At 59.9% G+C, this 18275-nt stretch carries 13 protein-coding genes and 1 pseudogene; 5 read left to right on the top strand and 9 right to left on the bottom strand.

Annotated features, from left to right (window positions below):
- The first annotated feature begins 20 nt into the window (after window positions 1–20).
- From AS189_RS10355 to AS189_RS10345, 3 genes are all read left to right on the top strand, one after another.
- The gene (locus tag AS189_RS10355; protein ID WP_129587401.1) at window positions 21–845 is read left to right on the top strand and encodes a peptidylprolyl isomerase; all 825 of its coding nucleotides are present in this window, start codon (window positions 21–23) and stop codon (window positions 843–845) included.
- 121 nt (window positions 846–966) lie between these two features.
- The gene (locus tag AS189_RS10350) at window positions 967–2442 is read left to right on the top strand and encodes a DUF349 domain-containing protein (RefSeq protein ID WP_062288387.1); all 1476 of its coding nucleotides are present in this window, start codon (window positions 967–969) and stop codon (window positions 2440–2442) included.
- A gap of 135 nt (window positions 2443–2577) precedes the next feature.
- The gene (locus AS189_RS10345; protein WP_062288383.1) at window positions 2578–3330 is read left to right on the top strand and encodes a hypothetical protein; all 753 of its coding nucleotides are present in this window, start codon (window positions 2578–2580) and stop codon (window positions 3328–3330) included.
- A gap of 28 nt (window positions 3331–3358) precedes the next feature.
- Here AS189_RS10345 and AS189_RS10340 read toward each other — a convergent pair whose 3' ends face one another.
- The 9 genes and pseudogenes from AS189_RS10340 to pdxT all read right to left on the bottom strand — a co-directional run bounded on the left by AS189_RS10340 (window position 3359) and on the right by pdxT (window position 13341).
- Window positions 3359–5662: a RelA/SpoT family protein gene (locus AS189_RS10340; RefSeq protein ID WP_062293400.1), complete on the bottom strand. Its 2304-nt coding sequence runs from the start codon at window positions 5660–5662 to the stop codon at window positions 3359–3361.
- A gap of 212 nt (window positions 5663–5874) precedes the next feature.
- Entirely contained in the window at window positions 5875–6879 is a 1005-nt protein-coding gene (secF, locus tag AS189_RS10335; protein WP_062288381.1) for a protein translocase subunit SecF, read from the bottom strand.
- A complete protein-coding gene (gene secD / locus AS189_RS10330) occupies window positions 6879–8645 on the bottom strand; it encodes a protein translocase subunit SecD (RefSeq protein ID WP_062288379.1) in 1767 nt (588 codons plus the stop codon). Before secD ends, secF begins: the two co-directional genes overlap by 1 nt.
- A gap of 94 nt (window positions 8646–8739) precedes the next feature.
- The gene (gene yajC, locus AS189_RS10325; protein ID WP_082634218.1) at window positions 8740–9123 is read right to left on the bottom strand and encodes a preprotein translocase subunit YajC; all 384 of its coding nucleotides are present in this window, start codon (window positions 9121–9123) and stop codon (window positions 8740–8742) included.
- A gap of 321 nt (window positions 9124–9444) precedes the next feature.
- A pseudogene (ruvB, locus tag AS189_RS10320) lies at window positions 9445–10586 on the bottom strand (Holliday junction branch migration DNA helicase RuvB).
- A gap of 3 nt (window positions 10587–10589) precedes the next feature.
- The gene (ruvA, locus tag AS189_RS10315; RefSeq protein WP_062288373.1) at window positions 10590–11225 is read right to left on the bottom strand and encodes a Holliday junction branch migration protein RuvA; all 636 of its coding nucleotides are present in this window, start codon (window positions 11223–11225) and stop codon (window positions 10590–10592) included.
- A gap of 80 nt (window positions 11226–11305) precedes the next feature.
- Entirely contained in the window at window positions 11306–11893 is a 588-nt protein-coding gene (gene ruvC / locus AS189_RS10310) for a crossover junction endodeoxyribonuclease RuvC (RefSeq protein WP_062288370.1), read from the bottom strand.
- 3 nt (window positions 11894–11896) lie between these two features.
- Complete coding sequence (locus AS189_RS10305; RefSeq protein ID WP_062288368.1) at window positions 11897–12652, bottom strand: YebC/PmpR family DNA-binding transcriptional regulator; 756 nt, start codon at window positions 12650–12652, stop codon at window positions 11897–11899.
- Between the two features lie 2 nt (window positions 12653–12654).
- On the bottom strand, window positions 12655–13341 hold the full coding sequence (gene pdxT, locus AS189_RS10300) for a pyridoxal 5'-phosphate synthase glutaminase subunit PdxT (protein ID WP_062288365.1): 687 nt from the start codon (window positions 13339–13341) through the stop codon (window positions 12655–12657).
- Window positions 13342–13473: 132 nt separating this feature from the next.
- On the opposite strand from pdxT, the gene asnB reads away from it, so the two are divergent.
- On the top strand, window positions 13474–16158 hold the full coding sequence (asnB, locus tag AS189_RS10295; RefSeq protein ID WP_062288362.1) for an asparagine synthase (glutamine-hydrolyzing): 2685 nt from the start codon (window positions 13474–13476) through the stop codon (window positions 16156–16158).
- A 92-nt stretch (window positions 16159–16250) separates the two neighbouring features.
- Window positions 16251–18275, top strand: coding sequence for a M3 family metallopeptidase (locus tag AS189_RS10290; RefSeq protein ID WP_062288358.1), 2025 nt, complete (start codon window positions 16251–16253; stop codon window positions 18273–18275).

Below are 18275 nucleotides of genomic sequence, written 5' to 3'. Positions count from 1 at the left end.
ATTTGAAGGAAGAGGCACCGTTGGTCAACAGCAACAAGTCCACCCGCGAAACCAAGGCCCGTGTGGCGCGCATGGAGGCCAACCAGGCTTTCCAACGGGAACAGGTCCTGCGGCGTAAGCGTGACAACCTCATCGCCTTCATCGCGATCGGCGTCGCCGTGGTCCTGGCCATTGTGCTGGCCTTGACGGTGTTCACTCCTCAGACGGACGACGTCGTAGCTGACCCGGGTGCCTCCGCGAACAGTTCCGCTCCTGCTGCTAGCGCAACGGAAGCGCCAACGGCTGCGGCCACCGAGGCTGCCCCGGCACAGACCAACAGCCCCACGGTTCCCAAGGCAGACACCGCCACAGGCAAAACATTCACCGGCACCTTGACGCTCAATGGCAAGCCGCTAGGTGTGGAGCTTGACGGTACCAAGGCTCCGCAGGCCGCCGCCGTGTTCAAGTCTCTGGCCGACTCCGGCTTCATGAAGGGCAAAAGCTGCCACCGCCTCACCAACTCGCCCAACTTCGGCCTGATCCAGTGCGGCTCGCTTAAGGGCGACGGCGCAGGCGATCCCAGCTACCAGTGGGGTCCGGTAGAAAACACCCCGGCGGACGGCGTGTACCCGGCCGGAACCATCGCTGTAGCGCGCGCTAACACCACCTACAGCAACGGCACCCAGTTCTTCATTACCTATGAAGACACCAACTTGCCTCAGACCGACGGTGGCTACACGATCGTCGGAAAGGTCACCAGCGGCCTTGACGTTGTCACCGCCATTGCTAAGGACGGGATCACCGGAGGAGCATCTGACGGTGCACCCAACACCAAGGTGACGATAGACTCGTTCAAGCTCAACTAGTTTTCATCAGGCCTTCCCTGATGCGGCACAGCCGCGCATCTCAGGGAAAAGCACCACAGCGGTCCTGGCCAGATTCGTTTGTTCCATCTGCCAGCATCCATCAAGCGAAAGACTTTTAGCGGTGACACACAGTCAAGAATCCGACGAAACACTTGCCTCAACAACAGAGCTTCCCGTAACGGAAAATGCCACTGTAGAAAGCACGACGGCGGCAACTCCCGCCCCTGCTCCGGCAGCCGTTCCGGCTCCCTCACCTTCCCCGGCCGCATTTGCCGCGCGCCCCAAGGCACCGGCTGCGCCAGCAGTTTCAGCCCCCGTGCCCGCCCCGGCAGCTCCCGCCGTCAACTTGGCCGAAGCCGCCAAGTTTGGCCGCGCCGAAGAAGACGGCCACGTCTTCTTGCTCTTGGACGGAGAAGAGTTCCCTGTTGGCCAGTACCCCGGCGCCACGCAGGACGAGGCCCTGAGCTACTTTGTGCGCAAGTTTGATGACATCCTGGCCCAGGTTGTTCTGCTCGAGCAGCGTGTTGAGGCCAAGGCCCCCACCACGGATATGAACAAAACCGTGACCCACCTGCGCGAGCAGTTGGGAGAGCGCACCTCCGTGGGCGACGTCAACGCAGCTCTTGCTCGTTTAGTCACCCTTGAAGAGAACATCAAGGCACTGGCTGCGCAGGAGCGCTCGGCACACGACTCGGCTCGCGCCGTCGAACTTGCCGCCCGTGAAGCGATTGTGGCCGAGGCCGAGACCATTTCTGCCGAGGATCCCGCCACCATTCAGTGGAAGATCAGCAGCGCACGCATGAACGAGCTGTTCGAGCAGTGGAAGAACGCCCAGAAGTCGGGAATGCGTCTGGGCCGTGCCACGGAAGAAGGCCTGTGGAAGCGTTTCCGCAGCGCCCGGACAGTCTTTGACCGCCACCGCCGCGCGTACTTCTCACAGCTGGACAGCACCAACGCGACAGCCAAGAGCACCAAAGAAGCGTTGATCGCCGCTGCTGAGGAACTGGCCACCTCCACCGACTGGGGCTTTGCTGCAGGCGAGTACCGCCGCCTCATGGACCAGTGGAAGAGCTCCCCGCGGGCCAGCCGCAAGGACGACGACGCACTCTGGGCACGCTTCCGCGGTGCGCAGGATAAGTTCTTTGCCGCCCGCCAGGCCACCAACAACGCCTTGGATGAGGAGTTCGGTGCCAACTTGGTCGTCAAGGAAGCGCTGATCACCGAAGCTCAGGCACTGCTGCCGATCAAGGACCTCAACGCCGCCAAGAAGGCGCTGCAGTCCATCCGTGACCGCTGGGAAGAAGCCGGCAAGGTGCCGCGCAATGACATGGCGCGTGTTGAGGCTGGCCTGCGCAAGGTTGAAGAAGCTGTCCGCTCCGCTGAGGACGACAACTGGCGCCGCAGCGATCCCGAAGCCAAGGCTCGCACCAGCAGCGCGCTGAGCCAGCTCGAAGCCACCATTGCAGGGCTGAAGGACGATCTGGCTGCCGCGCAGAAGGCCGGGGATGCCCGCAAGGTCGCCAAGGCCACCGAGGCGTTGGCCGCCCGTGAGCTGTGGCTGGAGCAAATCCAGAAGGCCGCTGCGGATTTCTCCTGATCTTGAGCTCCTGCGGGCATAATCCGCGAGCAGTTTGAGACGGTTTTCACGGTTTTACAAGGCCCCCGGGCTAGGTTGTCCACAGCCTAGCCAGGGGGTCTTTTTCTTCGCCGCAAGGCGGTGCACGCTTGAGGGATGACAATCCCAACAAACCCAACAAACCCAACAGACCCATCAAACTCAGCCAATGCACAGATCGAGACGCTTCTGGCGCCGGGAACTCTCTTCATCTTTTCCGAGTTGTCAGCCATGGCCATGGACGGGGTGCTCAGCCACGTTTTTGGTCAGGTTTTCCGGCCATCCTCGCTTCCTGAAACCCCTGCCGTCCGGGCGGCGGCGCTGGCACACCACATCCCTGCCTTTCTGAGCCACCGGGCAGTGTTGAGCCAGCTCACTGCGGCGTGGGTGTACGGTTGCGCTCCACCGCCGGGCGAGATTGCCCTGCTGGTGGAAAATGATGGCAACAGTGCCTCGCTGCCGCGCCGCAGCGGCTGCTCGGTGCGGCAGGTCCAGCTGGATGCACACTGCGTGCTCGCACTAGAGACCACGAGGCTGACCGACGGTTTGCGCACAGCGTTGGATGTGGCCCGGAGTGCACCGGAAGCGCTGGCTCGCCCTGTCGTGGCTGCCCTCGCCGGGGAGCCTGCCCTGGGGTGTCCGCTCGAGCGTATTCTCCGCGCCCTCTCAGAAGCACCGCACGTCCCCGGCAAAATCCGCGGTCAGGCCCTTGTGCAGTCAATGCTCCCAGACCCCGGGGGCCGCTCCCTCGAGGAGGGCATGTTCCTCGACCTCGAGGGCACGGCCCTGGACCCCGCAGAGCAGACCGCCATGCTCCAAGCGTTCCTGGCCCCGCTCCTAGCTCCGCCGCCAGCGGAGCCGGAACTCTAGGAGGAACAAGCGCTGGGCGCCACCAGATCTAGGCGCGGCGCTGGGAACCGGTGGCCCGGTAGACGTCGTACACGCCGTCGATGCGTCGCACCGCGTTCAGGACGTGGTCCAGGTACTTGGGGTCACCCATTTCGAACGCGAACTTGGAGATGGCAACACGGTTGGTGCTGGTGTTGACGCTGGCGGCCAGAATGTTCACATGATTTTCCGCCAAGACTCGGGTCACGTCGGAGAGCAGGCTCTTGCGGTCCAGTGCTTCAACTTGAATTTCCACCAGGAAAACTCCCGATTGTGTGGGGGCCCAATCAACCTCGACCAGCTTGTCCGGCTCATGTTTGAGGTGCAGGAGGTTGGGGCAGTCACGGCGATGCACAGAAATACCCGAGCCCTTGGTAACAAAACCTGAGATGGGATCCGGCGGCACCGGAGTGCAGCACCTGGCCAGTTTCACCAGGACATCGTCCACGCCGTGGACGATCACTCCGGAGTTTGAAATCCTTGACCGGGCGTTGGAAACACGAGTTTCCAACGGCGGGGCAACTTCTTCAACATCTGCCACACCCATGACGTCGCGGAGGCGCTCCACCACTGATTGGGCGGAGGTATACCCGTCCCCCACGGCTGCGTAGAGACCAGCTATGTCTTGATAGTGGAAGTGCTCGGTGACGGCCATGAGGGCGTCATGGGTCATCATTTTCTGCAGGGGCAGGTTCGCCTTCCGCATAGCCTTCGTGAGGAGTTCCTTGCCCTTTTCAATGGACTCGTCGCGGCGTTCCTTGGTGAACCACTGACGGATCTTATTCCTGGCCCGGGGGCTCTTGACGAAGTTCTGCCAGTCCTGGCTGGGACCGGCACCTTCGGCCTTGTTGGTAAAGATCTCCACGGTGTCGCTGTTGGAAAGTTCACTGTTCAGTGGCACAAGTTTTCCGTTGACGCGGGCGCCAATGGTCCGGTGCCCCACCTCGGTGTGCACGGAGTAGGCGAAGTCCACAGGGGTTGCCCCGGCTGGCAGTGCCACCACCTTGCCCTTGGGTGTGAACACGTACACTTCTTTGGCGTTCATTTCAAAGCGCATGGAGTCCAAGAACTCGCCCGGGTCCACTGTCTCGCGCTGCCAGTCCATGAGGGAACGCAGCCAGCTCATATCGTCCTGATTGGTGCCAGCTGGTGCCTTGTTGCCGCTCTTGTACATCCAGTGCGCCGCTACGCCATATTCGGCCCGCTGGTGCATTTCTCGGGTCCGGATCTGAATTTCCACGAGCTTGCCGCCGGGACCCAGCACCGTGGTGTGCAGTGACTGGTACATGTTGAATTTGGGCAGCGCGATGTAATCCTTGAAGCGTCCCACCAAGGGCGTCCAGAGTGAATGGACCTCGCCCAGCATGGCGTAACAGTCTCCCACTGTCTCCACCAAGACACGAACCCCAATGAGGTCGTTAATGTCATCGAATTCTTTTTTGCGAACCACCATCTTTTGATAGATGGAGTAGTAGTGCTTGGGCCGGCCGCTGATTTCACCCTTGATCTTGGTGACACGCAGAACGTCAAGCAGTTCACGGCGGATCAACCCGAGCTTCTTTTCACGCTCGGGTGAGCGGTCCTGGACCATGCGCACAATTTCCTCGTACACCTTCGGGTACAAGGCAGCGAAGGAGAGCTCCTCCAATTCCCACTTCATGGCATTCATGCCAAGGCGGTGGGCTAGCGGAGCAAAAATATCGAGGGTTTCCCGGGCCTTCTTACTCGATGACTGGGCTGAGACAAAACGCCAGGTACGCGCGTTATGTAGCCTGTCAGCCAGCTTGATGACCAGGACCCTGATGTCCTTGGACATGGCAATGACCATCTTGCGCAGCGTTTCAGCTTGCGCGGCCTCGCCGTAATCAACCTTGTCCAATTTGGTGACGCCGTCCACCAGCAGAGTGATTTCCTTGCCGAAGTCACGTTCCAGCTCAGCCAGGGTGTAGGGCGTGTCTTCCACCGTGTCATGCAGCAGTGCTGCGGCCAGGGTGCTGCCGCTGAGGCCCATTTCAGCCAAGATGGTGGCCACGGCAACAGGGTGGGTGATGTAGGGATCTCCACTCTTGCGCTTTTGGCCGTCGTGGTACTTTTCGGCAATGACGAAGGCGCGCTGGAGCAGGTCCAGGTCTTCTTTGGGGTTCTTGGCGCGCACAATGCGCAACAAAGGCTCCAGGATGGGTGAGTAGCTTTCCGTGGACCAGCCGGTGAGGCGGGCTAGGCGTGACCTAGTGCGTTCACGGCGACCTGGAAAGGTGGGCCGAATATCTGCAGGCCGCTGACCGGAACCTTCACCGGTGGGCTGCGCTTTCACGCCGGAATCTGTCGCTAGCTCATGCGAGGGCGATTCATCGTTCAACGCATTACCTCCCTCACACACGTACGTCCTGTGCGCCCCTGCGCCGGGGCATTAACCCAGTCTAAGGTGCCCAGCAGAGCAATGTTGACCAAAACAGGGCCGGGGTCGAATGCGTAGCATTCGACCCCGGCCCTGTTGGGGGCCGCAGAGACTTCAGTGGCGGATCCCTAAGCCGTAGCGGACACGGCAACTGCGTCATTGGCGCGGCGCTGTTGCACCTTTTTGGCCTGTTTGGCCAGAGCGGGTTCACGCTCGCGCAGCCATGAGTACATGGGAGCAGCCACGAAGATCGTGGAGAAGGTGCTCACAATAATTCCGATAAACAAGGCCAGCGAGAGGTCGCGCAGGGTACCGGCACCGAGCAGGAGTGCACCGATGAACAGAATGGATGCCACAGGCAGCACCGCTACCATCATGGTATTGATGGATCGCACCAGAGTCTGGTTCACTGCGAGGTTGACCTCTTCGGCAAACGTCCGGCGCTCAGACTTGGTGATGTCTTGCGTGTTTTCTCGAATCTTGTCAAACACCACCACCGTGTCATATAGCGAATAGCTCAAGATTGTCAGGAAGCCAATGATGGCCGACGGCGTGACCTCGAAACCGGACACGGCGTAGATACCAGCGGTGACAGCCATAACCACCAGCAGGCCCACCATGGCCGCAATGGACATGCGCCAGGTCCTAAAGTAAAGAGCCATCAAGACGGTGGCCAACAGGACAAACACGATGAAGCCGATGATGGCCTGACGGGAGACGTCCTGTCCCCAGCTGGGGCCAACAAAGGTGGAGGTGATGTGGTCCTCAGTGACACCATAAGCAGACTTCAGGGCATCCTTGACGGCCAGAGTCTGGTCGTCGCTGAGCCTGTCAGTCTGCACCTGCATGGTGTCGCCGGCCACGTTGGTGACAACTGCCGCCGTACCCGGGGCAGCCTTGGCAACAGCCGCTTGACCGATGGCAACATCAGTGCTCGTCACCTGCGAAATGGTGAACTGGGAACCGCCCCGGAAATCAATGCCGAAGTTGAACCCGCCACCCAACAGAGGGAACAAGATGGAAAGCAAAACCAAGACGCCAGCAATGCTGAACCAAATCTTGCGTTTTCCAACGAACTCGTAAGACCGCTCACCGGTGTACAGCTCATTGCCGAAAGTAGCGAAACTCTTCATTATTTGCTCTCCTTCGAGGCACTGGACTCGGACTTTGCGGCCCCGGCGCCCTTGCTGCCAACCATTTCTGCTTCCTTGGCAGCCAACCGCCGCTCAGCGATGGTTTGGCGGCGTTCGGCTTCGCCAGCGGCGCGGACGTTCTTGCCCTTGACCACGGCTGCGGTTTCTTCCGGAGTACGGAATCGCCCGGCGCCCCGGTACAGCGGAATGGCGCCAAGCTGCTTCGGATCAAGACCTGAGAAGCTGTGTCCTTCGCCGAAGAATTTGGTGCGTGCCAGCAACTGCAGCGTGGGGTGGGTGAACATGAAGACCACAATAAGGTCGGCCACCGCTGTCAGACCAAGAGTAAAAGCGAAGCCCTTGACGCTGCCAACAGAGACAAAATACAGGACCAAGGAAGCGAGAACGTTCACGGCCTTTGACGCAAGGATGGTCCGCTTGGCGCGCTCCCAACCGTTTTCCACGGCGGCAACAAGTCCTCGACCGTCTCGCAACTCATCTCTGACGCGTTCGAAGTACACAATGAACGAGTCAGCGGTCTGGCCAATGGCCACGATGATACCCGCCACGCCAGCAAGGGACAGACGGTAGTTTTCCGCCCAGCCCAGCAGCACGATCGCCAAGTAGGTCAGAACACCTGCAATGACCAAGGAGAAAATGGTGACCAGACCAAGCGCGCGGTACTGGAACAGTGAATAGATGACCACGAGGCCAAGACCAATCAAACCGGCCAAAAGACCCATTTCCAGCTGCTGCAGACCAAGGGTCGCCGAGATCTGAACTTCGCTCTGAATCTCGAAGCTGATGGGTAGCGAACCGAACTTGAGCTGGTCGGACAGAGCCTTGGCGCTGGCTTCGGTGAAGTTACCAGTGATGGATGACTGACCGTCAGTGATGACCGCTTGAGAAGCAGGCGCTGAAACGATGCTGTCATCAAGGACAATGGCAAAACGTGCCTGAGGATCGTTCGGATTTGCCAAGTACTTTGCATACAAGCGCTGAGTTACTGTCTTGAACGCATCAGCACCCTGCGGCTTCTCCAAGGTCAGCTGAACTGACCACTGGTTGGTTGTGGCACCTTGAGCACCGGACTGCAGGCCGTAGGAAGCGGTCTTGATCCACTTGCCGGGAACTTCCACCGGACCGAGGATGTACTTGAAACCGGTATCGGGTTCACAGCTGACAATCGGCTTGTTCGCATCCGACGTGGTAGGGCGTTCCGTCAGCGGGGCAATACAGCTGGTAGCTTCAAATTGCTTCATGAGCGCCGCATCAACCCAGTTGGGATCGCTGGCGTTAAGCGGTGCGGCCGTGGGAACCGGCAGCTTATCCGCGGCAGTCCGCTCAGCTTCCGGGACGGCACCGGTGGGAGCCTGAGTCGCGGCAATGACAGGGCGGAAGTTCATGTTGGCAGAAGCCTTGATGAGGTTACGCTCCTCATCCGTGGGCTTACCCGGCATGCTTACAACAACGTTGCGCCCGCCTTCCGTGGAGATCTGGGCTTCAGAGACACCCGAACCGTCCACACGCTGGCGAATAATGGACACAGCCTGGTCCAATTGTTCAGCGGCGATATTGCTAGTTCCTTCAACCTTGGGCGCCAGAATCATCTGGGTACCGCCCTCAAGGTCAAGGCCGAGCTTTGGCGCCCAAGTGGTGGCCCCGGCGAGGACGCCGCCACCTACTGCCAGGGTGCATGCAATAATGAGCGCCGCAAGCCACAGAAGAGTTCTGCGAGCTGTTGACGCCGGACCTGTTCGTGCCATCAAGGGATCCTTCTATTGGTCACGGGATTGTGAACATGGCAATGCTGCTGCGCCAAGGAAGTCCTTTGCACAGCAGCCGCCAACCCGGATAAGGCTAGTTGTCTTTGTTGTCTTTGTTGTTCAGACGTTCCAAGGAGTCTTCTACGGACTCAGGAGCATCGGGGGCCTTGTCAAGGTTCAAGGTCAATGACGATGCATCATCGGGAACAATGGCCTCAACCGCATCCGCAGGCTCAATGATCTTGGCAACAGTCTGGCTGTGCACGGTTGCCGTGGTTCCGGGGGAGATTTCCATGAGGATCTTGTTCTCCTCAGTATCAATGGAAAGAACCTTGCCGAAAAGGCCAAAGTTGGTCATGATCTCAACACCCGGGGCCAGCTTGGAACGCTTTTCAGCAGCCGCAGCCTTGGCCTTCTTTTGCTTGCGCATCATCATGAAGATGAGCAGTCCAAACATGACGAACAAGAGAATACTCATCGGGTCCATGAGAACCCCCGAGGGTGGAGTTGTTGGTCAGATTACTACTCAAGGCCACAGCTGGATTTCCATTCTTTGAAGTTCAAGGTCAAGTCAGCTCGAAACAAACGTGCCGGACGTCATAACAGTCTAGAGGGTAAAGCTGGACGTGGGATGAGAATCAACCCAGAACCGCGCATATTTACACACATTGCGCGCAAAAAACCTCAAATGACGCTTTTGTGCCGCTACATATACCGCTCTGAGCGGAATTCAAAACTGTCGACGACGGCACTTCCCTCATGCACTACCCCAAACGACTATGCCTCAAACCTCAGTGCCTCAAACGTCGTTGTCATCCCCGTCAAAGGGGATCATGGCAGCGGCAACGGCGTTGCCGGGCATTTTCAGCCCAAGGTGAGCCCATGCCGCCGGCATGGCGATGCGTCCGCGGGGGTTCTGCCCAACAGACCTTCACGCACCAGGAAGGGTTCTGCCACCGTCTCCACGGTTTCAGGCTCCTCCCCCACGGCGATGGCTAGCGTGGACAAACCTACGGGCCCGCCGTTGAACTTATTGACCAGAGCTTCAAGAACAGAACGGTCCAAGCGGTCCAGACCGCGGGCGTCCACCTCATACATGTCCAGAGCCGCTGAAGCGGTGCGGGCATCAATGGATTCGATGCCATGGACCAGCGCCCAGTCACGGACTCTGCGCAGCAGCCTGTTGGCGATGCGTGGTGTGCCACGGGAGCGCCCGGCAATTTCTGCGAAACCGGCGCTGGTGAGCTTTAAATCCAACATTCCAGCGGAACGGCGCAACACCAGTTCAAGTTCGGCAACCGAGTAGAACTCCAGATGCCCGGTGAATCCAAAACGGTCGCGCAGCGGACCCGGCAACAGACCGGCGCGGGTGGTAGCACCAACTAGGGTGAACGATGGCAACTCCAAGGGAATGGCCGTGGCTCCGGCACCCTTGCCGACAATGATGTCCACACGGAAATCTTCCATGGCCATGTACAGCATTTCCTCGGCGGGGCGAGACATGCGGTGAATTTCATCCAAGAACAGCACCTCGCCCTCGGTGAGCGAGGACAAGATGGCGGCGAGGTCCCCAGCGTGCTGAATGGCCGGGCCCGAACTGATGCGCAAGGGCGCGTTCATTTCGGCGGCAACAATCATGGCGAGAGTGGTTTTACCTAGGCCGGGAGGGCCTGACATCAGTACGTGATCGGCGCTGCGTCCACGAATTTTCGAGGCAGCCAGCACCAGCGACAGCTGTTTGCGGACACGTTCCTGACCCACAAAATCGTCAAGGTTTTTGGGTCGCAAGGCCGCTTCGAGTTCGCGTTCTTCGGGCTCCGCCACGGGTGCAGCCAGTTCACTGGCGGCACCGCGGCCGGCGCTGGCGTTAGTGTTGCCGCCAGCCTCGCCAATACTGATCTGACCCGGCAGGAGCGGGATTGAATTATCCATGGCAGCCATGTTCTAGCGCACACCGCTCTTGGCTCTGGTGTGGTCCTGACCGAGCCAGCGCAGGGTTGCCCGCAGCACGGCCGGCACGTTGGCGCCTTGTGCCAGTTCAGGCTCGGCAGCTACGGCGGCATCAATAGCCTTGAGCGCATCACGTTCATTCCAGCCCAAGCTGGTCATGGCGGCCACAACCTGATCCTTCCATTCCATCGCGGCAGCTGCGGCAGGGGCAGCGGCCACGGCCTCCCCTGTCGGTTTGAGCTTGCCCTTGAGCTCCAGGACAATGCGTCCGGCAACCTTGGGACCCACGCCCGGGACCTTTGTAAAGACCTTGCCATCGCCGGTGTCCACACCGATCCTGATGCTCTCCGGTTCCAGCACGGACAGAATGGCAAGCGCCAAGCGAGGTCCAATGCCACTGACGGTCAACAGCGTGTCGAAGACCTCCCGCTCACCGGCGTCGGCAAAGCCAAAAAGTGTCATGGAATCTTCGCGCACAATCATGGCAGTGGTGAGGGTTGCCTCCTCCCCCAGCCGCAATCCGCCCAAGGTTTTGGGTGTGGCATGCACCAGCATGCCAATACCATTGACGTCGATAACGGCCTGAGCCAAGGAAAGCGAAGCCACCGGCCCACGGACAAAACTGATCATTGCTTGCGTCTCCTGACAAAAACCGGACCGACTGGCCACGTTCATTATTACCCATTGTATCGAACATACGTACTAAACATCTAGCGCCACTTGGCGTTAGGCTTTTCCTTGTTCTTCTTCACTTGAGACTTAGCCTCGGCATCACGCCAAAGCTGCTGGGCCGCCGTCGTACCTGCAGAGTCCTTACCCACGGAGTTCCCGCTGCGCCAGGCGTGCGCAATGGCCAGCGCCAAGGCGTCCGCAGCATCGGCGGGCCGGGGAGGTTCAGACAGGCGCAGCAGCCGGGTAACCATCGCCGTGACATGCTCTTTGTCGGCGCGGCCATTGCCGGTGACAGCGGCCTTCACTTCCGACGGCGTGTGCATGGCCACCGGGATCCCGCGCCGGGCCGCAGAGACCATGACCACCCCGGATACCTGGGCCACACCCATCACGGTGCTGAGGTTGGTTTGGGCAAAGACGCGTTCAATGGCCAAAACATCGGGCTTAAACGCGTCCAGCCACTGGTCCACCGCTTCCGCGATCACCAGCAGCCGGGCGTCAAGGCTCAATTCATGCGAGCTTCCCACCACACCGACCCCGACAAGGGTGGCCTGGCGGTTGGGGGCGACGTCAACAACGCCGAGCCCGCACCGGGTCAAGCCCGGGTCAACTCCTAGAACACGCAGTTCCTAGTCCTCGTCAAGCGCGGCGAGAACCTCTGCGCTCATGTCTGCGTTGGAGTAAATGTTCTGAACGTCGTCCAGATCTTCCAGAGCGTCGTAGAGCTTCATGAACTTGCGGGCGTTCTCGACATCGAGTTCAACCTGCATGGACGGGACAAAGCCAGCCTCATCGGACTCATACTCAATGCCGGCCTCGGTCAGGGCTGCGCGGATGGCCGGCAGGTCCTGAGGATCGGAGATCACTTCAAAGCTTTCGCCCTGGTCCTTGACCTCTTCAGCACCGGCGTCCAGGACGGCCATGAGCAGATCATCTTCGGTCAAATCATTCTTGGGCAGACCCACAATGCCCTTGCGGGTGAACATGTAGGCAACGGAACCGGGATCGCCCATGTTGCCGCCGTTGCGACCCACGGCCAAACGCACCTCGGAGGCTGCACGGTTCTTGTTGTCGGTCAGACATTCAATCAAGATCGCTGAACCGGCCGGGCCGTAGCCTTCGTACATGATGGTCTGGTAATCGACGGCTTCACCGAGCAGGCCGGCACCGCGCTTGATGGCGCGGTCAATGTTGTCAGCGGGAACCGAGGTCTTCTTAGCCTTGGAGACGGCAAGTTCCAGCGCCGGGTTGCCTTGGAGGTCGGCTCCGCCACCGCGGGCAGCAACTTCGATGGTCTTGATGAGCTTGGCAAACGACTTCGCCCGACGGCTGTCGAGAATTGCCTTCTTATGCTTGGTGGTTGCCCATTTGGAGTGGCCTGACATAGTTACGCTTCTCCTCTAATCATTCGAATAAATAGCTCATGGATGCGGCGCTCCCCCGTCACTTCCGGATGGAAGGAGGTGGCCAGCAAATGCCGTGAACGAACGGCGACAGCACGAACTTCTGAATCAATCCTATCGTTTTGCGCAGCGTCCGGCAGAGTTACGCTGGCGAGCACCTGCACCCCGTCCCCCACACGCTCCACCCACGGCGCCCGAATAAAGACGGCATGCAGCGGCGATTCGGGCTGGCCAGCCGGAGCCAAGCCCGTGAAGTCGAGCTCCGTTTCAAAGGAGTCAACTTGGCGGCCAAAGGCGTTGCGGCGCACCGTGATGTCCAGTCCGCCCAGTGTCTGCTGCGGGTTACCTGCCATATCCGTGGCGGGGTCGGCGATGTCATGGGCCAGCATGATCATCCCGGCGCAACTGCCGTACACGGGCAGTCCCGCGGCAATCCGTTCACGGAGCGGATCGCGCATCTCGAAGATCCGGGTGAGCTTGTCAATAGTGGTTGACTCCCCGCCTGGAATGATCAAACCGTCGACGGCGGCCAACTCGCCAGGGCGGCGCACGGCAACAGCCTTGCCGCCGCACGCTTCGATGGCGCGGGCATGTTCGCGAACATCTCCCTGCAGCGCCAGAATTCCTACGGTGGGCCCGTTTACTGTGTTTATGGTGGAGTCAAAAGTCACGTCCCCATCATATGTGGGCGCTATCTCACACTTTTAACTTCCCTCACGCGCCGGGCTGGGTGGGCAACAAGTCCGACGCAAGCAAGTAGCATTGACCGCAGGACTGACGTACTAAAGATGAGGTAAGTAAGTATGTGCGGAATCGCCGGTTACTACGGTTATGGGGACGATGAATCCCTGTTGCAGGAGATGAATGCCTGCATGGTGCATCGAGGCCCCGATGGTGAGGGCATCTACACGCAGGGCAACGTAGGACTGGCGCATCGACGCCTCTCCATCATTGACGTGGCCCATGGCCAGGAACCCATGTTCAGCGCTGACGGTGAAACCGTACTGGTGTACAACGGCGAGGTTTATAACTACCTTGAGCTGCGTGCCGAGCTGGAGGCGCTGGGACGCACCTTCTCCACGAAGTCGGACACCGAAGTTGTCCTGCAGTCTTACGAAGAGTGGGGAGATGCCGCCTTTGATAAGTTCAACGGCATGTTCGGCTTCGCCATCCATGACCGGAAGAACAACCGTCTGGTGCTGGCCCGGGATCACTTCGGCATCAAGCCGCTGTACTACGCCACTGCCGGCACCGCTGAGGCGCCCACACTGCTGTTCGGCTCGGAGATCAAGCCGCTGCTGGCCTCCAACAAGATCACCGCCAAGGTCGATGAGCGGATCTTGTACCGCTACTTGCAGTTCCGGATCCACGACGACGAAGCCAACACGTTCTTCGCCGGCGTACAGAAGCTCATGCCCGGCGAGAAGCTGGTGGTAAACACCGTGGACACGGCAGCCGGACCGGCCGGAACCGCCACCATCAGCTCGTACACGCGGTTCAAGGAAGAACTGGCCGAACTGGCCAAAATTGAAACCCCGTATTCCCAGGCCGTCATTGACGAATACCGGGAACGCTTCACGGAAGGTGTCCGTCTGCGTCTGCAGTCTGAAGTCCCCGTGGGTACCGCCTTGTCAGGCGGACTGGACTCGTCCGCCGTCGTTGTTACCATCAACAAATTGATGCAGGAGAACGCCGCAGCCACCGATTCCCTCGGAGCCAAGCAGCAGACGTTCTCAGCGATTTTCCCCAACTCCATCAACGACGAGGAAAAGTACGCAGACGCCGTACTGGCCCGTTGTGAAGGCAACGTCATCAGCCACAAGATTCTGCCCCAGCCGGGCGAATTTGTGGATGACCTGGAAGACTTTATCCGCACCATGGAGGAGCCCATCATCTCCTCGGGCCCCTACGCCCAGTACCAGGTGATGCGCGAAGCGTCCAAGCACGTGAGCGTTCTGCTCGATGGCCAGGGTGCCGACGAGATGATGGCCGGCTACATCCCGTACTACTTCGCGTACCTGCGTCAGCTGAAGAAGAACGGTCAGAACGCCAAGCTGGCCAAGGAATTGGTCTCCAGCTCGGACATCTTGTTCCGTCTGGCACGTTTCCGGATCCAGAGCAAGCTCAGCTTCAAGAAGGAAGTTGGCGTTTCGGCGCTGTTGAACAAGAAGTTCACAGCCAAGTACAAGGCTGAGAAGTTCTCCAACATCCCGGATAACTTGAAGCTGCGCCTGATCGATGACCTGTTCCATAAGTCCTTGCCGGCGGTGTTGCGCTACGAGGACAAGAACACCATGCGCTTCTCCCTCGAGGGCCGTGTGCCGTTCCTGGACAAGGAAGTGGTGAAGTTCCTCTTCAGCCTTGATGACGAATCCATCATCAAGGGCGGCTGGAACAAGCGCATCCTGCGTGATGCCACGCGCGAGCTGCTGCCGGAAATGATCAGCAACCGCCGCAACAAGATTGGTTTTACCACCCCGGAAGCGGAGTGGTTTGGGCACATGAAGGAAAAGATCTACGAGATCTTCCTCTCCACCTCCTTCGGCAACCGCCCGTACTGGAACCAGGATGCTGTCATTTACGCGTTCGAGGAGCTCCTCAGCGGCAAGAGCGGCGGTTCCACCATGGTGTTCTGGCGCCTGATCAACACCGAGCTGTGGCTGCGCGAATTCTTTGACGTGCCCGAGGTCAAGGCCGGCATCATTGGTAAGAGCGATTACATTCCCAATGCCGACAAGCAGCTGGACATCACGGTTCCCGATGGTGCCGGCACGTTCCGTCGCTACCCGCTGCGCACCGATGTTTTCTACAAGGAAACAGACTTTGACCCGGAGGTCATGAAGTTCGTCAAGCGCTTCTTTGACGGCCTGCCTGCCGCTGGCGGGGACCATGGCGCCGCCACCTCGGACACCCCGTGGTACCTGTTCCTCTCGGAAAAGATTGTGGCCATGACCCAGGGCCGGTCCATTCCGGTCTGGGACATCAAGGTCAGCAACGCGGCCCGGTTCTTCTCCAAGTTCGTCACCCGCAACCCCGGTGGCATTGGCTTGGCCAGCCCCTGGTCCATGCAGTTGGCCATCGATGAGGTGGGCCTGCCCAAGATCATGTACGCCTCAGCTCGCTCCGTTGTGGGCAAGCTGCAGGGCAAGTCGGGCGTGTTCTATGAAGTGGTAGGCCACAACATCAACGCGATCGACGGCGCAGCCGGCTACCAGGTGGGCACCTCCACTCACTCGGTGAAGTACGCACCGATTGACCCTGACGGCGTTGCAGCCCGCCTGAGCGCCCTGGTCCGCGCCACGGTTCCGGCCGAATATGCGGCAACATTTGCCGGAACTGCCATCATGGACGCCAATGATCTGGGCGTAGTGGCCTTGGGTCACGACACGGCGCTGTCCAAGACGGTTTTGGAGAACATCTTCCGCGACAACCCGCAGGGCCAGACCACGGAGACCACTCCCATGTCCCTCGTGTTCACACAGAAGTAAGCCACCGAAACCCAAGCGGCACCTTTCCAAGGACGACGGCGAAACTCTCGTTTCGCCGTCGTCCTTGGGTTAAACCATGAAAGAGTCAAAGCATGACCGAGGAAAACTCACCCAAGCCGTTCTTGCAGGCCAGCACGCTGGAGTGCCAGCTGCCGGACTTTGCCGCCATCGACGTGTCGCATTACCTGCCCGCGTTCGAGGCCGGTTTTGCGCAACAGTTGGCACAGATCGCTGCCATTACGGACGACCGCGCCGCGGCAACGTTTGAGAACACCGTGCTGGCTATGGAACGTAGCGGAGCGATTCTGACGCGCGTTCAGAACGTGTTTTTCAACATTGCCAGCTCCCATGGGACAGCTGATGTTCAGGCGTTGGAGGCGACGCTAGCCCCGCTGCTCGCCGAGCATGAGGACACGGTGCTGCTCAATACTGCCTTGTATGAGCGCATGCTCGCCGTACCTTCTGCGGATTTGGACGCCGAATCGGTGCGGTTACTCGATGAGTACCGCAAGTCCTTCACGCGCGCCGGCGTTGCGCTGAATGCGGCATCACAGGAGCGTTTGCGCGAACTCAATGGCCAGCTTTCCTCCCTCAGCACCGAATTTTCACAGAAGGTCACGCAGGCCGGCAACGATGCCGCCCTGCATGTTCTGGAGGTAGCCGAGCTCCACGGGCTCAGCGCCGATGATCTGGCGACGGCGGCTGCCGCAGCCCGCGCAGCCGGTCACCCGGACGGTTACCTGCTGACCCTGATTTTGCCCACGGCACAGCCTGCCCTTGAGGTGCTGACGAACAGGGAGACCCGCCGGAAGCTCCATCACGCGTCGGTGAGCCGGGGCAGTGGTTCGGTGGATTCAAACGTGCTGGGCTTGGCCGCCGCCACGGCATCGCTGCGGGCAGAGAAGGCCGCATTGCTTGGTTTCGCCTCAGAGGCGGAGCGTTCCCTTGAACCGCAGACTGCCCCTTCCTTGGCGGCCGTGCAAGCCATGCTCTCCCCCATCACCTCCGCGGCTGTGCGCAATGCCCGTGTTGAGGAAGCCAAGCTGGCAGCCGTGGCCGGGCACCCCATCGAGGCGTGGGACTGGGCGTTTTACTCCGAGCAGGTTCGGCGGGATGAGTACGGTGTAGATCTTGCAGCGCTGCGTCCCTGGTTTGAGCTTGACTCAGTGCTGGAGAACGGCGTCTTCTATGCAGCCACCCAGCTCTACGGCGTGACTTTTACCCTACGCAGCGATCTCGTCGGGTACCATCCTGAGGTCCGGATTTGGGAAGTCAATAATGCCGACGGCTCCACGGTGGGATTGTTCCTGGGCGACTTCTTTACGCGTGAAACCAAGCGTGGCGGAGCCTGGATGAACTCCTTCGTGGAGCAGTCATTCCTTGAAGGCACCCATGCCGTGGTGGTCAATAACCTCAACATTCCCAAGCCTCCCGCCGGGGAGCCAACATTGTTGACCTTTGACGAGGTGGTGACGTGCTTCCACGAGTTCGGCCACGCCTTGCACGGACTGTTCTCCTCTGTGCGCTACCCAAGGTTCTCCGGCACCAACGTTCCGCGTGACTTTGTGGAATACCCGTCACAGGTGAATGAGATGTGGATTCTGTGGCCAGAGGTGCTTGCCAACTACGCCAAGCATTACCGCACCGGTGAACCGCTGCCTGCGGGGACGGCGGAGAAGCTCGAGGCCGCGGCGCTATGGGGCCAGGGGTTCGCCACCACCGAATACCTGGGCGCTACATTATTGGATTTGGCATGGCATGAGCTCTCCCCGGGCGCCCCCGTGGATGATCCACGGGCTTTCGAGGCCGCAGCTTTGACAGCTGCCGGCGTGGATCTTGCCGCTGTACCGCCGCGCTACCGGACAGGTTACTTCAACCACATCTTCGCGGGCGGTTACGCAGCCGGCTACTACTCCTATATTTGGTCCGAGGTGCTCGACGCCGATACCGTGGCCTGGTTTAAAGCCAATGGCGGGCTCAACCGTTCCAACGGTGAACACTTCCGCACCACGTTGCTCCGCCGCGGTTTCTCCGTTGACCCATTGCAGGCTTTCAGGGACTTTGCTGGCCGCGATGCCGATACCGCTCCCCTGCTGGCACGCCGAGGGTTGGTTTAG

It is taken from the genome of Arthrobacter alpinus (assembly GCF_001445575.1).
Taxonomy (GTDB): Bacteria; Actinomycetota; Actinomycetes; order Actinomycetales; family Micrococcaceae; genus Specibacter; species Specibacter alpinus_C.
The sequence above is the reverse complement of the archived record's forward strand: the minus strand, read 5'-3'. Positions and strand labels throughout refer to the sequence as shown.

Bases quoted from the DNA above. Each gene is read 5' to 3' on its own strand.
- AS189_RS10345 (WP_062288383.1), top strand. From the start codon at position 2,578: ATGACAATCCCAACAAACCCAACAAACCCAACAGACCCATCAAACTCA.
- secF (WP_062288381.1), bottom strand. From the start codon at position 6,879: ATGAAGAGTTTCGCTACTTTCGGCAATGAGCTGTACACCGGTGAGCGG.
- secD (WP_062288379.1), bottom strand. From the start codon at position 8,645: ATGGCACGAACAGGTCCGGCGTCAACAGCTCGCAGAACTCTTCTGTGG.
- yajC (WP_082634218.1), bottom strand. From the start codon at position 9,123: ATGAGTATTCTCTTGTTCGTCATGTTTGGACTGCTCATCTTCATGATG.
- ruvA (WP_062288373.1), bottom strand. From the start codon at position 11,225: ATGATCAGTTTTGTCCGTGGGCCGGTGGCTTCGCTTTCCTTGGCTCAG.
- AS189_RS10305 (WP_062288368.1), bottom strand. From the start codon at position 12,652: ATGTCAGGCCACTCCAAATGGGCAACCACCAAGCATAAGAAGGCAATT.
- asnB (WP_062288362.1), top strand. From the start codon at position 13,474: ATGTGCGGAATCGCCGGTTACTACGGTTATGGGGACGATGAATCCCTG.
- AS189_RS10290 (WP_062288358.1), top strand. From the start codon at position 16,251: ATGACCGAGGAAAACTCACCCAAGCCGTTCTTGCAGGCCAGCACGCTG.